Annotated in this window: 11 protein-coding genes; 7 read left to right on the top strand and 4 right to left on the bottom strand. The window is 62.6% G+C overall.

What is annotated here, in order from left to right; genetic code table 11:
* Nucleotides 1-8: 8 nt before the first annotated feature.
* Together IEW63_RS05515 and metH are read right to left on the bottom strand one after the other, a co-directional pair.
* Complete coding sequence (locus IEW63_RS05515) at nucleotides 9-1,343, bottom strand: MATE family efflux transporter (protein ID WP_229710356.1); 1,335 nt, start codon at nucleotides 1,341-1,343, stop codon at nucleotides 9-11.
* 16 nt (nucleotides 1,344-1,359) lie between these two features.
* On the bottom strand, nucleotides 1,360-5,052 hold the full coding sequence (metH, locus tag IEW63_RS05510) for a methionine synthase (protein WP_188635619.1): 3,693 nt from the start codon (nucleotides 5,050-5,052) through the stop codon (nucleotides 1,360-1,362).
* A 572-nt stretch (nucleotides 5,053-5,624) separates the two neighbouring features.
* Between metH and nfuA the strand changes: the two genes are divergently transcribed.
* On the top strand, nucleotides 5,625-6,209 hold the full coding sequence (gene nfuA / locus IEW63_RS05505; protein WP_188635618.1) for a Fe-S biogenesis protein NfuA: 585 nt from the start codon (nucleotides 5,625-5,627) through the stop codon (nucleotides 6,207-6,209).
* 107 nt (nucleotides 6,210-6,316) lie between these two features.
* Here the strand turns inward: nfuA and IEW63_RS05500 are convergent, their stop codons facing one another.
* Complete coding sequence (locus tag IEW63_RS05500; RefSeq protein WP_188635617.1) at nucleotides 6,317-8,266, bottom strand: transglycosylase SLT domain-containing protein; 1,950 nt, start codon at nucleotides 8,264-8,266, stop codon at nucleotides 6,317-6,319.
* Between the two features lie 170 nt (nucleotides 8,267-8,436).
* Here IEW63_RS05500 and IEW63_RS05495 point away from each other — a divergent pair, with 170 nt between their 5' ends.
* A complete protein-coding gene (locus tag IEW63_RS05495; RefSeq protein WP_188635616.1) occupies nucleotides 8,437-10,353 on the top strand; it encodes an ATP-binding cassette domain-containing protein in 1,917 nt (638 codons plus the stop codon).
* 49 nt (nucleotides 10,354-10,402) lie between these two features.
* Here IEW63_RS05495 and IEW63_RS05490 read toward each other — a convergent pair whose 3' ends face one another.
* Nucleotides 10,403-10,840, bottom strand: a complete 438-nt coding sequence (locus IEW63_RS05490; RefSeq protein WP_188635615.1) for a universal stress protein — start codon at nucleotides 10,838-10,840, stop codon at nucleotides 10,403-10,405.
* A gap of 111 nt (nucleotides 10,841-10,951) precedes the next feature.
* Between IEW63_RS05490 and IEW63_RS05485 the strand changes: the two genes are divergently transcribed.
* The 5 genes from IEW63_RS05485 to IEW63_RS05465 all read left to right on the top strand — a co-directional run bounded on the left by IEW63_RS05485 (nucleotide 10,952) and on the right by IEW63_RS05465 (nucleotide 17,365).
* Nucleotides 10,952-11,386 (top strand): hypothetical protein, encoded by a 435-nt coding sequence (locus IEW63_RS05485; RefSeq protein WP_188635614.1) that lies wholly within the window; start codon nucleotides 10,952-10,954, stop codon nucleotides 11,384-11,386.
* 209 nt (nucleotides 11,387-11,595) lie between these two features.
* A complete protein-coding gene (gene fadB / locus IEW63_RS05480) occupies nucleotides 11,596-13,743 on the top strand; it encodes a fatty acid oxidation complex subunit alpha FadB (RefSeq protein WP_188635613.1) in 2,148 nt (715 codons plus the stop codon).
* 30 nt (nucleotides 13,744-13,773) lie between these two features.
* Nucleotides 13,774-14,949: an acetyl-CoA C-acyltransferase FadA gene (gene fadA / locus IEW63_RS05475; RefSeq protein WP_188635612.1), complete on the top strand. Its 1,176-nt coding sequence runs from the start codon at nucleotides 13,774-13,776 to the stop codon at nucleotides 14,947-14,949.
* 95 nt (nucleotides 14,950-15,044) lie between these two features.
* Nucleotides 15,045-16,529 carry a flavin-containing monooxygenase gene (locus IEW63_RS05470; protein ID WP_188635611.1) on the top strand — a complete coding sequence of 495 codons (1,485 nt, stop codon included), beginning with the start codon at nucleotides 15,045-15,047 and terminating at the stop codon, nucleotides 16,527-16,529.
* A gap of 23 nt (nucleotides 16,530-16,552) precedes the next feature.
* Nucleotides 16,553-17,365 (top strand): SDR family NAD(P)-dependent oxidoreductase, encoded by an 813-nt coding sequence (locus tag IEW63_RS05465; RefSeq protein WP_188635610.1) that lies wholly within the window; start codon nucleotides 16,553-16,555, stop codon nucleotides 17,363-17,365.
* The last annotated feature ends 20 nt before the right edge of the window (nucleotides 17,366-17,385 follow it).

Raw genomic sequence — 17,385 nt, 5'->3', positions numbered from 1 at the left:
GGTGGTCGTCAGAAGCGAATTCCGGTCCAGCGCTTGCGCTTCCAGAGTATGGCAAAGATAGCCGATGCGAGGGTGCGGTACAGACTCTGCAACAGCCAGACTGTCAGCAGCCCGCCGCCGAGCACCGGGCCGAGCAGGTAGGCGCAGGGCAGAAACAACAGCCACTGGCTGCCCAGGTTGACCCCCATCACCGTGCGACTGGCACCGGCGCCGAGCAGCGCCTGGGTCAGCACCAGAGCGGTTGCGTCCAGGGTCATGCCGAGCCCGGTGATGCGCAGCGGCCAGCTGCCGAGGGCAAGCAACTGCGAGTCCTGGGTAAAGAGCTGGAGTACCGGCTGCGGCGCCAGCCAGAACGGCAGGCCGAGCAGGAACAACAGCAGCGCCGCTACCTTGACCACATCCCAGCCCCAGCGGTAGGCCTCATCCGGTTTGCCTTCGCCCAGGCTGTGACTGACCAGGGTCGTCGCGGCCATGCCCAGCCCCACCCCGGGCAGGATCAGCAGTAACGCCAGATTGATCAGCACGTGCGCCACGGCCAGCTCCGCCGTACCGATATGGCTGATGATCCAGATCAACACCGTGAAGCCGGCGGCGAAGAACAGTTGCTGCAGTGAGTTGGGCAGGGACAGGCGCAGCAACCTGCGCAGGTCGTGCAGACGGGGCCGGCTGCGCAGAAAGCCCTGTTCCCGGCCCTGCCGCCAGCTGAGCAGGAAGTACATGATGCTGCCAAGGAACATGGCCAGGGTAGTACCCAGTCCGGAGCCCTCGGCGCCCATCTCCGGCAGGCCGAAACGGCCGAAGATCAATCCGTAGCTGATGATCACATTGAATACATGCATGACCACCAGGATCTGCAGGTACATGCCGGTACGACGAATGCCGTTCCAGTAGCCTCGAAAGGCGAAATTGAAGCCGACGGCGACGATGGCCAGGGTCCGCCAGCGGAAGTAATCGGCGCCGATGGCACGGACGTCCGGGTCTTCGGTGAGCAGGGCAATGATGGGCTCGGCATTCAGCCAGCACAGCAGCGACAGCGGCAGGGCGATCAGTGCCGCTATCAGCAGACCATTGTTGAGGGGGTGGGCAAGCTCGGCGGTTCGACCTTCCCCCCGGCGTCGGGCCACGGTCGCCTGAACGCCGACGCCGAGCCCGAGGACCAGCGCAATGGCCATGAAGTTGGCGTAGCCGCCCAGGCCGACGCCGGCGAGTGCTGCCTGGCCGAGCGAGCCGACCATGGCGGCATCGATCAGGTTGAGCAGGCTCTGGCTGAGCATGCCGCCCATGATCGGCAGGCCCAGCAGGAGGATGGTCCTGAATCGATCACGGGTCGGCAGCAGCGTCACTCGTCTGGTCTTCGGCTCAGACGTCGTAGCCCAGGTTCGGCATCAGCCAGCGTTCACTGACTTCGATGTCCTGGCCCTTGCGCTGGCTGTAGCTCTCCACCTGGTCCCTGTCGACCTTGCCCACCGCAAAGTACTGTGCTTCGGGGTGGGCGAAATACCAGCCGCTGACCGCTGCGGTGGGGAACATGGCGTAGTGCTCGGTCAGGGTGACGCCACTGGTGCCTTCGGGGTCAAGCAGCTCGAACAGCGCACCCTTCTCGGTATGGTCCGGGCAGGCCGGATAGCCGGGGGCAGGGCGGATCCCTTTGTAGCGCTCGCGGATCAGCTCATCGTTGGACAGCTCCTCGTCCGGCGCGTAGCCCCAGTATTCCTTGCGAACCTGCTGATGCAGCCATTCGGCACAGGCCTCGGCCAGACGGTCGGCCAGCGCCTTGACCATGATCGAGTTGTAATCGTCCCCGGCCTCCTGATAGGCCTTGGCCACCTCCTCGGCACCGATGCCGGCGGTGGTGATGAAGCCACCGACATAGTCGGTCAGCCCGCTGTCCACCGGCGCGACGAAATCGGCCAGGGAGAAGTTCGGCTTGCCGTCTGTCTTGACGGTCTGCTGCCGCAGGTGATGCAGGCGCCTGAGTGGCTTGCCGTGCTCGTTGTACAGCTGGATGTCGTCATGATCGACCTGGTTGGCCGGCCAGAAACCGAAGACGGCCCTGGCGCGGATCAGCTTCTCGTCGATCAGCTTGCGCAGGATCGCCTGGGCATCGTCGAACAGCGAGCGGGCGGCTTCGCCGACCACTTCATCGTCGAAGATGCGCGGGTACTTGCCGACCAGGTTCCAGGAGATGAAGAACGGCGTCCAGTCGATGTACTGTTCCAGAATGTTGAGGTCGATGTCTTCCAGCACCTTGCTGCCGAGGAAGCTCGGCTTCACCGGCGTGTACTGCTGCCAGTCGAACTGCGGGGCGGCCGCCAGAGCCTGCTGGTAGCTCAACCGCTCGGTGCGCTTGGCGCGGCTGGCGGTGCGCTCGCGGATGGTGGCGTATTCCTCGCGGATCTTGCTGGTGTATTCGGGTTTCATCTCCTTTGACAGCAGCGTGGTGGCCACCCCCACCGCACGGGAAGCATCGGTGACATACACGACAGCGTCGTTGGTGTAATGCGGGTCGATCTTTACCGCGGTGTGCGCCTTGGAGGTAGTGGCGCCGCCGATCATCAGCGGCAGATGGAAGTCCTGACGCTGCATTTCCCGGGCGACGTGCACCATCTCGTCCAGCGATGGCGTGATCAGGCCGGACAGGCCGATGATGTCGCACTTTTCCTCGATGGCGGTCTTGAGGATCTTGTCGGCAGGTACCATTACGCCCAGGTCGACAATGTCGTAACCGTTACAGCCCAGCACCACGGCGACGATGTTCTTGCCGATATCATGCACGTCGCCCTTGACCGTGGCCATCAGGATCTTGCCCTTGGCCTCGGGCTGATCACCCTTTTCCGCTTCGATGAAGGGAATCAGGTGGGCCACCGCCTGCTTCATTACCCGGGCGGATTTCACCACCTGGGGCAGGAACATCTTGCCGGAGCCGAACAGATCGCCCACCACGTTCATGCCGGCCATCAGCGGGCCTTCGATGACTTCGATCGGCCGGGTGGCCTGCTGGCGGGCTTCTTCCGTGTCCTCGACGATAAAGGCGGTGATGCCCTTGACCAGCGCATGCTCCAGTCGCTTCTCGACCGGCAGGCTGCGCCACTCCTCGTTCTCTACCTCTTTTGCCGCACCGTCGCCGCGGTACTCCTCGGCAATCGCCAGCAGGGCTTCGGTAGCGCCGGGATGACGGTTCAGAATCACATCCTCGACCTTGTTACGCAGCTGCGCCGGGATCTCGTCATAGATCTCCAGCTGGCCGGCGTTGACGATGCCCATCTTCAACCCGGCCTTGATCGCGTGATAGAGAAATACCGAGTGTATGGCCTCGCGCACCGGGTTGTTGCCACGGAAGGAGAAGGACACGTTCGACACGCCACCCGAGGTCAGCGCATAGGGCAGTTCGTCGCGGATATAGGCACAGGCCTCGATAAAGTCGACGGCATAATTGTTGTGCTCCTCAATGCCGGTGGCCACGGCAAAGATATTCGGATCGAAGATGATGTCTTCCGGCGGAAAGCCGACTTCGTTGACCAGAATGTCGTAGGAGCGTTTGCAGATCTCCTTCTTGCGCGCGGCGGTGTCGGCCTGGCCTGTTTCGTCAAAGGCCATGACCACCACGGCGGCACCATAGCGCTTGCACAGCCGGGCGTGCTTCTTGAACTCCTCGACTCCTTCCTTCATGGAGATGGAGTTGACGATACCCTTGCCCTGGATGCATTTGAGGCCGGCTTCGATGATGTCCCATTTGGACGAGTCGAGCATGATCGGCACGCGGGAAATATCCGGTTCGCCGGCAATCAGATTGAGGAAGGTCACCATGGCCTTCTTCGAGTCCAGCATGCCCTCGTCCATGTTGATGTCGATCACCTGGGCGCCGGCTTCCACCTGCTGCAGGGCCACTTCCAGGGCCTCGGTGTAGTTCTCCTCGCGGATCAGGCGGGCAAACTTCGCCGAACCGGTGATGTTGGTGCGCTCGCCGACGTTGACGAACAGCGAGTCGCGGTCGATGGTGAACGGCTCCAGGCCGGACAGGCGACAGGCTTTCGGAATCTCGGGAATCTGCCTGGGGGCGATATCCTTTACCGCTTCGGCGATGCAACGGATGTGTTCCGGGGTCGTGCCGCAACAGCCGCCGACAATGTTCACGAAGCCGGACCGGGCAAACTCGGCTACCAGCGCGGCCGTCTGTTCCGGAGTCTCGTCGTACTCGCCGAAGGCGTTGGGCAGACCGGCGTTGGGGTGGGCGGACACGTGGGTGTCGGCCTTGGCTGACAGCTCCTGGAGATAGGGACGCAGCTCCTTGGCGCCCAGTGCGCAGTTCAGGCCCACGGAGATCGGGTTGGCGTGGCGCACCGAGTTCCAGAAGGCTTCGGTGGTCTGGCCTGACAGGGTGCGGCCGGAGGCATCGGTAATGGTGCCGGAGATCATGATCGGCAGCTCGACGCCCAGCTCCTCGAATACACCCTGGATGGCGAAGATCGCGGCCTTGGCGTTGAGGGTATCGAAGATGGTCTCGACCATGATCAGGTCTGCGCCGCCTTCGATCAGGCCACGGGTGGCTTCGCTGTAGTTTTCCACCAGTGCGTCGAAGGTGATGTTGCGATAGCCCGGATTGTTCACATCCGGGGACAGGGAGCAGGTGCGGCTGGTCGGTCCGAGTACGCCGGCGACGAAACGCGGCTTGTCTGGCGTTTCCAGGGTCTTTTCGTCACATACCCGGCGGGCTATGCGGGCACCTTCGTAGTTCAGCTCGTAGGCGAGTTCTTCCATGCCGTAGTCGGCCTGGGAGACCCGGGTGGAGTTGAAGGTGTTGGTCTCGATGATGTCGGAGCCGGCGTCCAGGTAGGCGCGCTCGATGTCGGCGATCACGTCCGGACGGGACAGGATCAGCAGGTCGTTGTTGCCCTTCAGGTCGCGGTGCCAGTCGGCGAAGCGCTCGCCGCGGAAGTCCGCTTCTTCCAGTCTGAAACTCTGGATCATGGTGCCCATGCCCCCGTCCAGGATCAGAATGCGCTCACGCAGGGCCTCATTCAGACGGTTCAGGCGGGTGGTCAGGTCAGACATGGGGACTCCGGAATCAACAAGGGGTAAACGGTGTAGCTTACCAGAACGCACACCTGGGCTTGATATGAATGGAACTCAAGATGCCATTGATTTGATTCAAGCAGATATCGGGCAGGCTGCCGTTTGGAACCGGAGAGCAACGCCATAATTGCTGGGTTTGTGCAGGCCTCTGCGTTGGTACGCCCCTGCTACAACACGCCGTGAATACGTCCCTGTAGGCTCGTTGATGTCATCCCTGACATCAAACGGTCGTATCAGGGGCGTCCCAGCGCAGCGGCAGACACTCCGAGTTGCTGAGGGTTTTCTTCCGGCAGCCCAGGCGTCGGTTGGCGGGGTGGGGTGCAGGGTTGTGCCGACCGTCGGTTGTCATGGATGACAGCCGCGAGCTTACATGGATGTACTTGCAGCGTGTCGGCACAACCCTGCACCCCAGCACGACCATGCACGAAACTGATTACGAGAGCTCTATCGTGCGCAGCGGATGTTAATAACCAAGTGATTTGGTGGGTCTTTATTCGGGATGGCTCTTCCCGTACAATAGCCGCATTACGTCATCGACCAAGAGGCATTTCATGGCAGGTATTCATTTCACCGAGGCTGCCCAGACCTATCTGGCGGAGTTGTTATCCAAGCAGGACGTGGAAGGCGTCGGCATCCGGGTATTCATCACCCAGCCCGGCACGCCCTACGCAGAGACCTGCATCGCCTATTGCCGTCCCGGTGAAGAGAAGGCTGAAGATACGGTACTCTCCCTGGCGCATTTCCCGGTGTGGATCGATTCCACCAGTGAACAGTTCCTGGAAGACGCTGTGGTGGACTATGCCACCGACCGCATGGGGGGGCAGTTGACCATCAAGGCGCCGAACGCCAAGGTACCGATGGTCAATGATGACAGTCCGCTGAACGATCGCATCAACTACCTGTTGCAGACCGAGATCAACCCGAGTCTGGCCAGTCATGGCGGTGAGATCAAGTTGATCGATGTGGTAGACGGCGGTATCGCCGTGCTGCAGTTCGGTGGTGGTTGTCAGGGTTGCGGCATGGCTGACGTCACCTTGAAAGAGGGTGTCGAGAAGACCCTGATCGCACGGATTCCGGAAGTGACCGGGGTGCGCGACGTGACCGACCACTCCATCACGGAAAATGCCTATTACTGACGGTTGCGAGCGCCTGGCTCATCCCGGGCCGCTCCCGCCGCCTCCTCTGCCGGAGCCCCGGTCCGGGGCGACCGGGCTGCGCAGCAGCCCCTGTGCCCGGGCGGGAGCTATTCGATATACCGCTCATGCGGTTCCATCACTGCCTGCCTGATTCCCAGCTTTTCCCCATAGATCACCCCATAGGTCAGGACGCTCTGCACGTAAGTGCGCGTCTCGTCAAAGGGAATGGTTTCGATCCAGATGTCCGAGGGCAGGGCGGGGATGTCACGGGTCCATTGGCGTACGCGCCCGGGCCCGGCGTTGTAGGCGGCGGAGGCAAGCACGCGGTTGCCCTGGAACTGCCCGTACAGCTGTGACAGATAGGCCGTACCCAGTGCTATGTTACGTTCCGGCTCCAGCACCGCGGGGCCGGTGTTGGCCAGCGGGATGCTGTAGCGCCTTGCGGTTTCCCGGGCGGTGGCCGGCATCAGCTGCATCAGGCCCAGGGCGCCGGCGTGGGAGCGGGCGTCGACCATGAAGCCGCTTTCCTGCCGGGTAATGGCATACACCCAGGTGGAGTTCAGCTGGCGCAGGTTGGCCTGGCGGGTAATGGGTTCGCGGTAGGCCAGCGGGAAGCGGATATCCAGATCATCCCAGTGCTGGGCCTTGCTGATGCCCCGGATCGCCGGGAAGTACCAGTCCATCTGCCGGGCCAGTGCGGCCTGGGCGATCAGCTCTTCGCGGCTGAACAGCCGCTCGGCGTGGTACCACTCCCGTCGAGCATCCAGATACTCGCCGCGGGCGTAGAATTCCCTTGCGCGAATGATGCCGTCGGTGTTGCTGACCCGTGCGGCTGCGCGGGCGTCAACGGCCGCCGGCTGGTGATTGATGGCATAGGGGCGGCGACTGCGCTCGGCAGCGAGGAAGCCATAGAAGTCGCGTTCATTGGCAAGCAGGGCATATTCAGTCTCCAGCTCGCCGATAGCGGCGTCCGCCAGCTGGCTGGCCCGCAGCTCCCAGTAACGCCAGCGGCTCTGCTCGCGCAGGTGGTCGGGCATGTTGCGGGTCAGCTCCAGCAGATTGTTCCACTGCCCGGTGCGTAGCGCCAGGCGGCCGCGCCATTCGGTTACGGTGTCGTCCTGCATCTGCGGGTCGTTGGTGGCCATGAAGGCCAGCGCCTCCAGCTGATGGCGGCGGGCAAGCCGCACGCCGATGTCTCTGGTCAGTGCCAGGCGCTGTTCCTCGGTGAAGGGCAGGTGCTGGTACAGGGGCCAGAGTTCAAGCGCGGCATCGGCATCATCCCGTCCCAGACGGCGCAGGGCGACGGTGACCATATCAGTCAGCTTGTCCTGCGGCTGGCTTGCGGTCACGCGGTACTGACTGGTCTGACTCAGGCGTCGCGGGTCGGTTGCGGTGGCGACAAATCGCTCGGCCAATGCCGTCTGGCTCGGCATATAGCGGGTCAGATATCTGGCCAGCGCATCCTGGCGGTACAGCAGCGCCAAGCGGATCCGCTCCCAGGCAACCTCTTCGGTGAGCCCGCCTGCGGCGCGCCAGCGTTCGAACAGCGGATCGCAGTCGTTGGGTTGGGACTGGCCGACGGTCCATAGCTCGCGGGCCCGCTCCATCGCCTGCTGCACCTTGCCTTCGCGCCACGTCTGCATCACCAGCGGACACTCGATCTCGGCAGTGAGGCTTGCCGGATCAGCATGCTTGCGCAGCCGCGCCCAGTCCTGTTCCTTCAGCAGGCGCTTGAACCAGCTGTTCTTGATGCTACGAGCTGCAGGCAGGTCGCCGTGGGTGCTCAGAAACTGTTCGATTTCCCTGTGGGGCGCGTGGTCTATCCGCTGGCGCAGGGACTCCAGCAGCAGATAGGGATAGAGAGGATAGTCCCGCAGCTGTACTTTCAGTGCTTCGAAGCGCGCATGGTCACCGCGGGCAAGCGCCGACTGCGCCTGGTCATACTGGCGGCGTTGCTCGGTGAGACGGTCGGCATGCGCTGGCTGACTGACAGACAGCAGTACAGCGCACAACAGGCCGGCGAGGCCGGTCAGGTATCGAGTCAGTGGCAGCGGCATGATCATCCTGCCCGAACGGGCGTAAGGTGTTGTTTCCACGGGTGTATTGATGAAGCGCTGATTACAGCTTAGCGGTTTGCGGACAACCGTCAAAGCCGCACCGGACGATTAACATGCAGCCCGTCACGGCTACAGGTAGAATGCGGCCCTGAATTGATGAAAGGTGTGATATGGCTCTGCTTTCCTTTACCGATGTCTCCCTGGCTTACGGCTTGAACCCCCTGCTGGAAAAGGTCAGTTTCCAGCTGGATCGTGGCGAGCGTGTATGCCTGATCGGGCGAAACGGCGCGGGCAAGTCCAGCCTGATGCGGGTGGTGACTGGCGAGCAGGCAGCGGACGAGGGCGAGTTGTGGTTTGCTCCCGGTCTGAAGATCGGCCAGTTGCCCCAGGAGCTGCCCGAGGCGGATGCCTCCAAGGTGTATGACGTGGTTGCTGCCGGGCTGGCTGGGGTCGGTGAGCTGCTGGCCGAATACCATGCGCTGATCAGCGGGGACATGGGCGAGGCCGAGCTTGCCCGTCTGGAGAAGGTGCAGCACCAGCTGGAATCCAAGGATGGCTGGCGCCTGAACCAATTGGTCGAAACGACGCTGACCCGCCTGGGCCTGCCGGCGGACAAGAGCATGTCCGAACTGTCCGGCGGCTGGCGCCGGCGTGTGCTGCTGGCCCAGGCGCTGGTCGCCGAGCCGGATGTGCTGTTGCTTGATGAGCCGACCAACCACCTGGACATTCACACCATTGCCTGGCTGGAAAGCGTGTTGCTCGACTTCCGCGGCGCCGTGCTGTTCATTACCCACGACCGGCAGTTTCTGCAGGCGCTGGCTACCCGCATCATGGAGCTTGATCGCGGCCGGCTGATCGACTGGCAAGGCGATTACCGCAGTTTTCTCGAGCACAAGGAGCAGCAGCTGGAAGCCGAAGCTACTGCCAATGCACTGTTCGACAAGAAGCTGGCCCAGGAAGAGGTCTGGATCCGCCAGGGCATCAAGGCCCGGCGCACCCGTAACGAGGGGCGGGTTCGCGCGCTCAAGGCGATGCGTGAGGAGCGCGCCCAGCGTATCGAACGTCAGGGCAAGGCCAGCTTCCAGCTGGAGACGGCCGAGTCATCGGGCAAGCGCGTCATCGAGCTGGAGCAGGTGACCTTTGCCTGGCCGGATCAGCCGCCGCTGATACGCGATCTGACCACCCATGTGCTGCGGGGCGACCGGATCGGCCTGATCGGCAATAACGGCTCGGGCAAGAGTACCCTGCTCAAGCTGATGCTCGGCCAGCTGCAGCCGAGCAGCGGCACGGTCAAGCACGGCACCAAACTGGAAGTCGCCTATTTCGACCAGCTGCGTGATCAGCTGGACCTGGAAAAGACCGTGATCGACAACATCTCCGAGGGGCGCGACTTCATCGAGATCAACGGCAAGCAGCGGCATGTCATCAGCTACCTGGGCGACTTCCTGTTTGCACCGGAGCGCACCCGCACGCCGGTCAAGGCGCTCTCCGGTGGCGAGCGGGCCCGTCTGCTGCTGGCCCGCCTGTTCAGCAAGCCGGCCAACGTGCTGGTGCTGGACGAGCCCACCAACGATCTGGACGTGGAAACCCTCGAATTGCTGGAGGATGTGCTGGCTGGGTTCGACGGCACGGTATTGCTGGTCAGTCACGACCGAGCCTTCCTCGACAACGTGGTGACCAGCAGTCTGGTGTTTGAAGGGAAGGGCAACGTCCGCGAATACGTTGGTGGTTATGCCGACTGGCTGCGCCAGGGTGGTCGGGTCGAGATGCTGGCCGAGTGGGGCGTGGAGGACGAGGCCAGCGCTGCGCCCGAGCCCCAACTGGCGGCCGACGCGCCGAAGCCTGCTGCGGCCCAGCCCAAACCGAAGCTCAGCTACAAGCTGCAGCGCGAGCTCGAGGCGTTGCCGGCCTTGCTGGAGCAGCTGGAGGCCGAGCTGGAGTCGCTGCAGCAGCAGGTGAGCGATCCGGAGTTCTACCAGCTGCCCCATGAGCAGACGGCGCCGGTGCTGGCTGCGCTGGAAGGCAAGCAGGCGGAGCTGGACCGGGCCATCGAGCGCTGGGCAGAGCTGGAGGAGATGGCGGGCTGAGCCTGGCTGTTGAAACGGCCCGGGCCCGCTCGGGGTGAGAAGGGGGGGCTTACTGCCCCTTATGCAGGCGGACGGCGATCACATCGCAGGGAGCACCGTGCAGCACGTCATTGGCGGTGGAGCCGAGCAGGAGAGCCAGGCCATGGCGGTCATGACTGCCGACAACGATCAGATCGCAGCCGCATTCGGTGGCAACCCGATGTATCTCCTGGCGGGGATGGCCGAAGGCGATCTGCAACTGGTCCTCCGGCAGGCCGTAATCGCCGGCGAACAGTTGCATGCGCTCCCGGGCCTGTTCGAACTGTTGCTGTTGCAGCATGGACAGGTCCATCGGAACATCTCCGCCGTAGGCCATGGCCAGCGGTTCGACGACATGCAGGATGGTCAGCCTGGCATCCAGTGCCTTGGCCAGTTGCTGGGCATGATCCGCGACAGCGCGACACTCGTCGATCAGGTCTACGGCTACCAGCACATGTGAATAGAGCATGTGGGTTCTCTCCTTGGACACTCCCTGCTGATCTTAGCAGTCTTTAACGGCAGGTCTACTCCCTCGGGCGGGTGGCCGACCAAACAGCGTTTATCTTGATGGAGCAACACCATGGCGACCTGGGTGATAGTCGGGCTGGTAGCGGCAATACTGATTTCCAGCCTGTTCAAGCTGATGCCGCGGGGCAGGGAATACAGGCTTCATCGACTGCGCGAGCGGGCCCGGGCCAACGGGCTGGCAGTTGAATGGCTGCGCGAATCCCAGCGGGTGAACCAGCTGACCGGTTGCATTGCCTACCGCATGCCCCTTGAGCGCTGCCGGCTGGACGCCGAATTCAGCTGCCGTCGTTCCGACCAGGGGTGGCAGTGGCTCAATGGTTCAGCCGACACGCCCCACTGCCGGGAAGTACTGGCACGGTTGCCCGAGCAGGTACGTGGCATCGACCGCCAGAGCCTGTCGGTGGTGATTTACTGGCGAGAACCGGATGACCCAGCCATCCTTGATGAACTGGTAGCCGCCCTGCAGCCACTGAAAAGTCCTGTTTGACCTGCTCTGGACGGTAATTTTTGCCGTCATCTTTCCGTGGCACATTGACAAGGGGACGGTTTTCCATAAAGGTGTGCGTACCCGAATCAAACGAGCGTATGAATTTTGCCTCGCAGGCAGCTTTCCAATGTTATCGGGAATAATCATGACACCGCCCGGTCAGGCCGGGCAGTGTTTCTCATGTGCTTTCACAGCGTGGAGATCAGTTGATGATTTACGAAGGTAAAGCCATCACGGTTAAAATCCTTGAGGACGGCATCGCCGAGCTGCGGTTTGATCTGCAGGGCGAGTCGGTCAACAAGTTCAATCAGGCGACCCTCGCCGAGTTCAAGGCGGCTGTCGAGAAGATCCAGTCCGACAACAGCGTCAAGGGTGTCATCGTCACCAGTGGCAAGGACGTTTTCATCGTCGGCGCCGACATCACCGAATTTGTTCAGGCGTTCCAGCTGCCCGAAGAGGAACTGGTCGCTGGCAGCCTGGAAACCAACCGCATTTTCAACGCCTTCGAAGATCTGAACGTTCCCACCGTGGCCGCCATTAACGGTCTGGCGCTGGGCGGCGGTCTGGAAATGTGTCTGGCCTGTGACTTCCGTGTCATGGCCCAGAGCACCAAGATCGGCCTGCCGGAAACCAAGCTGGGCATCTACCCCGGTTTCGGCGGTACCGTGCGCCTGCCGCGCCTGATCGGCGTGGACAACGCCGTCGAGTGGATTGCTGGCGGTGCCGACCAGCGCGCCGAAGCGGCCCTGAAAGCAGGTGCCGTTGATGCCGTGGTCGCCGACGACAAGCTGCGTGATGCCGCCCTGGACCTGGTGCGCCGCGCCATTGCCGGTGAGCTGGATTTCCGCGCCAAGCGTCAGCCCAAGCTGGAGAAGCTCAAGCTCAACACCATCGAGCAGATGATGGCGTTCGAAACCACCAAGGGCTTTGTTGCAGGCCAGGCCGGCCCCAACTATCCGGCCCCGCTGGAGGCCATCAAGACCATCCAGAAAGCCGCCAACCATGGCCGTGAAAAGGCGCTGGAGATCGAGGCCGCCGGTTTCGCGAAGCTGGCCAAGACCAACGTTGCCGCTTCCCTGGTCGGTCTGTTCCTGAATGATCAGGCGCTGAAGTCCAAGGCGAAGAAATATGACAAGCAGGCGGGCGACGTCAAGCTCGCAGCCGTGCTGGGTGCCGGCATCATGGGCGGCGGTATCGCCTATCAGTCCGCCTACAAGGGCACGCCCATCCTGATGAAGGATATCCGTGAGGAAGGCATTCAGCTGGGTCTGGATGAAGCTTCCAAGCTGCTCGGCAAGCGTGTCGAGAAGGGCCGCATGAAGCCGGCCGACATGGCCAAGGCGCTGAATGCCATTCGCCCGACCATGTCCTACGGCGACTTCGGCAATGTCGACATCGTGGTCGAAGCCGTGGTCGAGAACCCCAAGGTCAAGCACGCGGTGCTGGCCGAAGTGGAGCAGTATGTGAAGGAAGATGCGATCATTGCGTCCAACACCTCCACCATCTCCATCACCTATCTGGCCCAGGCGCTCAAGCGTCCGGAAAACTTCGTCGGCATGCACTTCTTCAACCCGGTACACATGATGCCGCTGGTGGAAGTGATCCGTGGCGAGAAGTCCAGCGAGAAGGCCGTCGCCACCACCGTGGCCTATGCCAAGAAGATGGGCAAGACGCCGATCGTGGTCAACGACTGCCCGGGCTTCCTGGTCAACCGCGTGCTGTTCCCGTACTTCGGCGGCTTCGCGCGGCTGATCGGCATGGGTGCGGACTTCCAGCGCGTCGACAAGGTCATGGAAAAGTTCGGCTGGCCCATGGGCCCGGCCTACCTGATGGACGTAGTGGGCATGGACACCGGTCACCACGGCCGTGATGTGATGGCCGAAGGTTACCCGGATCGCATGGCCGACAAGACCAAGACCGCGGTCGACGTCATGTACGAAGCCAACCGCCTGGGCCAGAAGACCGGCAAGGGCTTCTATGCCTACGAGATGGACAAGAAGGGCAAGCCGAAGAAGGTCGTCGATGCCGAGGCCTACGACCTGCTCAAGCCGATCGTGCAGGAGCAGCGCGAGCTGACCGATGAGGAAATCATCGAGATCATGATGGTACCGCTGTGCCTGGAAACCGTACGCTGCCTGGAAGACGGCATCGTCGAATCCGCCGCGGACGCCGACATGGGTCTGATCTACGGTATCGGTTTCCCTCCCTTCCGGGGCGGCGCGCTGCGCTACATCGATACCATTGGGGTGGCCGAGTTCGTGGCCATTGCTGACAAATACGCCGAGTTCGGCCCCATGTATCACCCGACTGAGAAGTTGCGTGAAATGGCCGCCAGCGGCAAGAAATTCTTCGGTTAACCGCGGAACGTACAGAGCGAGAGTGAATTTATGAGCCTCAATCCGAGAGACGTTGTAATAGTCGACTTTGGCCGCACCCCCATGGGCCGATCCAAGGGCGGGATGTACCGCAATGTCCGTGCCGAGACCCTGTCAGCCAGGCTGATCACCGGTTTGCTGGAGCGCAACCCGAAGATCGACCCGGCGGAAGTCGAAGATGTCATCTGGGGCTGCGTGAACCAGACCCTGGAGCAGGGCTGGAACATCGCCCGCATGGCATCGCTGATGACCCCGATCCCCCACACCAGCGCGGCCCAGACCGTCAGCCGCCTGTGTGGCTCCTCCATGAGTGCGCTGCATACCGCCGCCCAGGCAATCATGACCGGCAACGGTGATGTGTTCGTGGTCGGTGGCGTCGAGCACATGGGCCACGTCGGCATGATGCATGGCGTTGACCCGAACCCGGCGCTGTCGCTGTATGCAGCCAAGGCCGCCGGCATGATGGGCCTGACCGCCGAAATGCTGGGCAAGATGCATGGCATCACCCGCGAGCAGCAGGACCAGTTCGGCGTGCGCTCGCACCAGCTGGCGCACAAGGCCACCGTCGAAGGCAAGTTCAGGGATGAGATCATCCCGATGGAAGGCCACGACGAGAACGGCTTCCTGCGCGTGTTCACCGAAGACGAGACCATCCGCCCGGAGACCACCCTGGAAAGCCTGGCCGCGCTGCGCCCGGCGTTCAACCCCAAGGGTGGCACCGTGACCGCGGGTACTTCCTCGCAGATCACTGACGGCGCGTCCTGCATGATCGTCATGTCCGCCGAGCGTGCCAAGGCCCTGGGCGTCGAGCCCATGGCGGTGATCCGCTCCATGGCGGTGGCCGGTTGCGATCCGTCGATCATGGGTTACGGTCCGGTGCCTTCCACCAAGAAGGCGCTCAAGCGTGCCGGCCTGACCATGGATGACATCAGCCATGTCGAGCTGAACGAAGCCTTCGCGGCCCAGGCGCTGCCGGTGCTGAAGGACCTGAAGCTGCTCGACAAGATGGATGAGAAGGTCAACCTGCACGGCGGCGCCATTGCTCTGGGTCACCCCTTCGGCTGCTCCGGTGCGCGGATCTCCGGCACCCTGCTGAACGTGATGAAGCAGAACAACGGCACCATCGGTATCGCTACCATGTGCATTGGTCTGGGTCAGGGTATCACCACCGTTTTTGAACGGGTCTGATCTATAGCCTGACGTGAGAAGCCCCGGTAGAGTCGTCTACCGGGGCTTTTTTATTGCCTGATTATGGTTGTCCACTGATTTCAGGGATGGCAGATATGCAAAAACAACAAGAACAGCAGGAGTTGTTCAAGCCGGAACCGCTGGATGTGATCATCGTCGGAGCGGGTCTTTCCGGCATCGGTGCCGGCCGGGCGCTCAGCGTGCGCTGTCCGGACAAGCGCTTTCTCATTCTCGAGCGGCGCAACGCCATCGGCGGAACCTGGGACCTGTTCCGCTACCCCGGCGTGCGCTCGGATTCGGACATGTATACCCTGGGTTACAGCTACAAGCCCTGGACCGGCCGCAAGGCCATCGCCGACGGCGCGGATATCAAGCGCTATATCGAGGAGATCGCCGACGAGTCGGGGGTCATCCACCATGTCCGCTACGGTCACCAGGTGATCGCCGCCAGCTGGAACAGCGACGAGGCCCTGTGGACCCTTCAGGTGCGCATTACCGGGACAGACGGCCAGGTGCACGAGGAAACACTGCAGACGCGTTTCCTGTCGATGTGCTCGGGTTATTACAGTTATGACGAAGGCTATCGGCCACCTTTTCCGAACGAGGCCGCCTTTGCCGGCCAGATCATCCATCCCCAGTTCTGGCCCGAGGGGCTGGACTGCAGCGGCAAGCGCATCGTGGTGATCGGCAGCGGCGCAACAGCGGTGACGCTGGTACCCACACTCGCCGAGCAGGGTGCACAGGTGACCATGCTGCAGCGCTCGCCTGGCTATGTCGCCTCACGGCCGCTGGTCGATGGCATTGCCCATACTCTGCAACGCTGGTTGCCGTTGCCGCTGGCCTATCATCTGACCCGCTGGAAAAACATCCTGCTTGGTCAGTATTTCTATCGGCTGGCGCGCAGTAAGCCGGCAAAGGCCAGGCAGTACCTGCTGCACCTGCTGCAGCGCCAGGTCGGCTCGGATGTCGATATGCGCCATTTCTCACCCAGCTACAACCCCTGGGACGAGCGGCTGTGCGCGGTGCCTGACGGTGACCTGTTCCACATGCTGCGAGCGCGCCGGGTGGAGATCGTCACCGACACCATCGAGGAATTCACTGCCAGTGGCATCAGGCTGGCATCGGGCGCCGAACTGCCGGCGGACATCATCGTCACCGCCACCGGTCTCAAACTCTGCGCCCTCGGGGATGTCCAGCTCACGGTCGATGGTCGGCCGGTCAACATCAGTGAATGCATGGCCTACAAGGGCATGCTGCTCAGTGATGTACCCAACCTGATCCTCACCTTTGGCTATACCAACGCTTCCTGGACGCTCAAGGCGGAGCTGACGGCGAACTATCTGACCCGGTTGCTGCGCCATATGGATCGGCGGGGTGCCTGCGTGGTTGTGGCCCGCAGGGATCCGACAGCGACGGCAAAGCCGTTCATCGACTTCACCTCCGGCTACGTGCAGCGCGCTGCGCACCTGCTGCCCAGACAGGGTGACAAGCCGGCGTGGCAGGTGAACCAGAACTATCTCAAGGACAAATACCTCATCCAGTACGGGAAGCTGGATGACGGCGTGCTGCATTTTCAATAACCGCGTGGATTCAAGGACAGACAATGAAGATAGTCGGATGTGTGGCAGTACTGACTGGAGCAGGCAGTGGTATCGGCAGGGAGCTGGCGCTGGCCCTGGCCCGCAGCGGTTGCGGATTGGCGCTGGTGGATATCAATGCGGTACAGCTGGCGGAGACGGCTGAGCAGGCCCGGGCGCTGGGCGTGCGTGTCAGCGAGCATCCGATGGATGTGGCCGACCGGGCAGCGATAGCCGTATTGCCGGAGCGGGTGCTGGCGGAGCATGGTCAGGTGGATCTGCTGATCAACAACGCCGGCGTGGCCCTCGGGGGCACCTTCGAGCAGGTGTCGGTGGAGAACTTCGACTGGCTCATGGCGATCAATTTCGATGCCGTGGTGTGCATGACCAGAGCCTTCCTGCCGTTGCTGAAGCAGCGCCCGGCAGCTCGGATCGTCAACCTCTCCAGCCTGTTCGGCCTGATTACCCCGGCCGGCCAGACCGCCTACTGTGCCAGCAAGTTCGCCGTGAGAGGGTTTTCCAACGCCCTGCGGCTCGAGCTGGTCGGCAGTCCGGTAGGCGTGACCGTGGTGCATCCGGGCGGCATCGCCACCGCCATTGCCAGCAGCGCCCGGGTGCCCGCAGGCGTGAATGACGCCGAGCTGCAGGCCCGCCTCAAGCGCACCGAGAAGCTGCTGCGCATGCCGCCGGCCAGGGCCGCGGATATCATTCTCAGGGGTATCGAGCGGGACCGGGTAAGGGTCATCGTCGGCAATGATGCGTTGATCCTCTCCTGGCTGGAGCGCCTGCTGCCGGTCAATTACTGGCGCCTGTTGCCCGGCCTTGCCGGCAAGGGTTGAGCCACTGACGGGGAATCGAA

Source organism: Halopseudomonas pertucinogena (assembly GCF_014646575.1).
Classification (GTDB): domain Bacteria; phylum Pseudomonadota; class Gammaproteobacteria; order Pseudomonadales; family Pseudomonadaceae; genus Halopseudomonas; species Halopseudomonas pertucinogena.
The sequence above is the reverse complement of the archived record's forward strand: the minus strand, read 5'-3'. Positions and strand labels throughout refer to the sequence as shown.

What these genes read in the sequence shown, in the direction of transcription:
- metH (WP_188635619.1), bottom strand. Translation starts at nt 5,052, where the DNA reads ATGTCTGACCTGACCACCCGCCTGAACCGTCTGAATGAGGCCCTGCGT.
- nfuA (WP_188635618.1), top strand. Translation starts at nt 5,625, where the DNA reads ATGGCAGGTATTCATTTCACCGAGGCTGCCCAGACCTATCTGGCGGAG.
- IEW63_RS05500 (WP_188635617.1), bottom strand. Translation starts at nt 8,266, where the DNA reads ATGCCGCTGCCACTGACTCGATACCTGACCGGCCTCGCCGGCCTGTTG.
- IEW63_RS05495 (WP_188635616.1), top strand. Translation starts at nt 8,437, where the DNA reads ATGGCTCTGCTTTCCTTTACCGATGTCTCCCTGGCTTACGGCTTGAAC.
- IEW63_RS05490 (WP_188635615.1), bottom strand. Translation starts at nt 10,840, where the DNA reads ATGCTCTATTCACATGTGCTGGTAGCCGTAGACCTGATCGACGAGTGT.
- IEW63_RS05485 (WP_188635614.1), top strand. Translation starts at nt 10,952, where the DNA reads ATGGCGACCTGGGTGATAGTCGGGCTGGTAGCGGCAATACTGATTTCC.
- fadB (WP_188635613.1), top strand. Translation starts at nt 11,596, where the DNA reads ATGATTTACGAAGGTAAAGCCATCACGGTTAAAATCCTTGAGGACGGC.
- fadA (WP_188635612.1), top strand. Translation starts at nt 13,774, where the DNA reads ATGAGCCTCAATCCGAGAGACGTTGTAATAGTCGACTTTGGCCGCACC.
- IEW63_RS05470 (WP_188635611.1), top strand. Translation starts at nt 15,045, where the DNA reads ATGCAAAAACAACAAGAACAGCAGGAGTTGTTCAAGCCGGAACCGCTG.
- IEW63_RS05465 (WP_188635610.1), top strand. Translation starts at nt 16,553, where the DNA reads ATGAAGATAGTCGGATGTGTGGCAGTACTGACTGGAGCAGGCAGTGGT.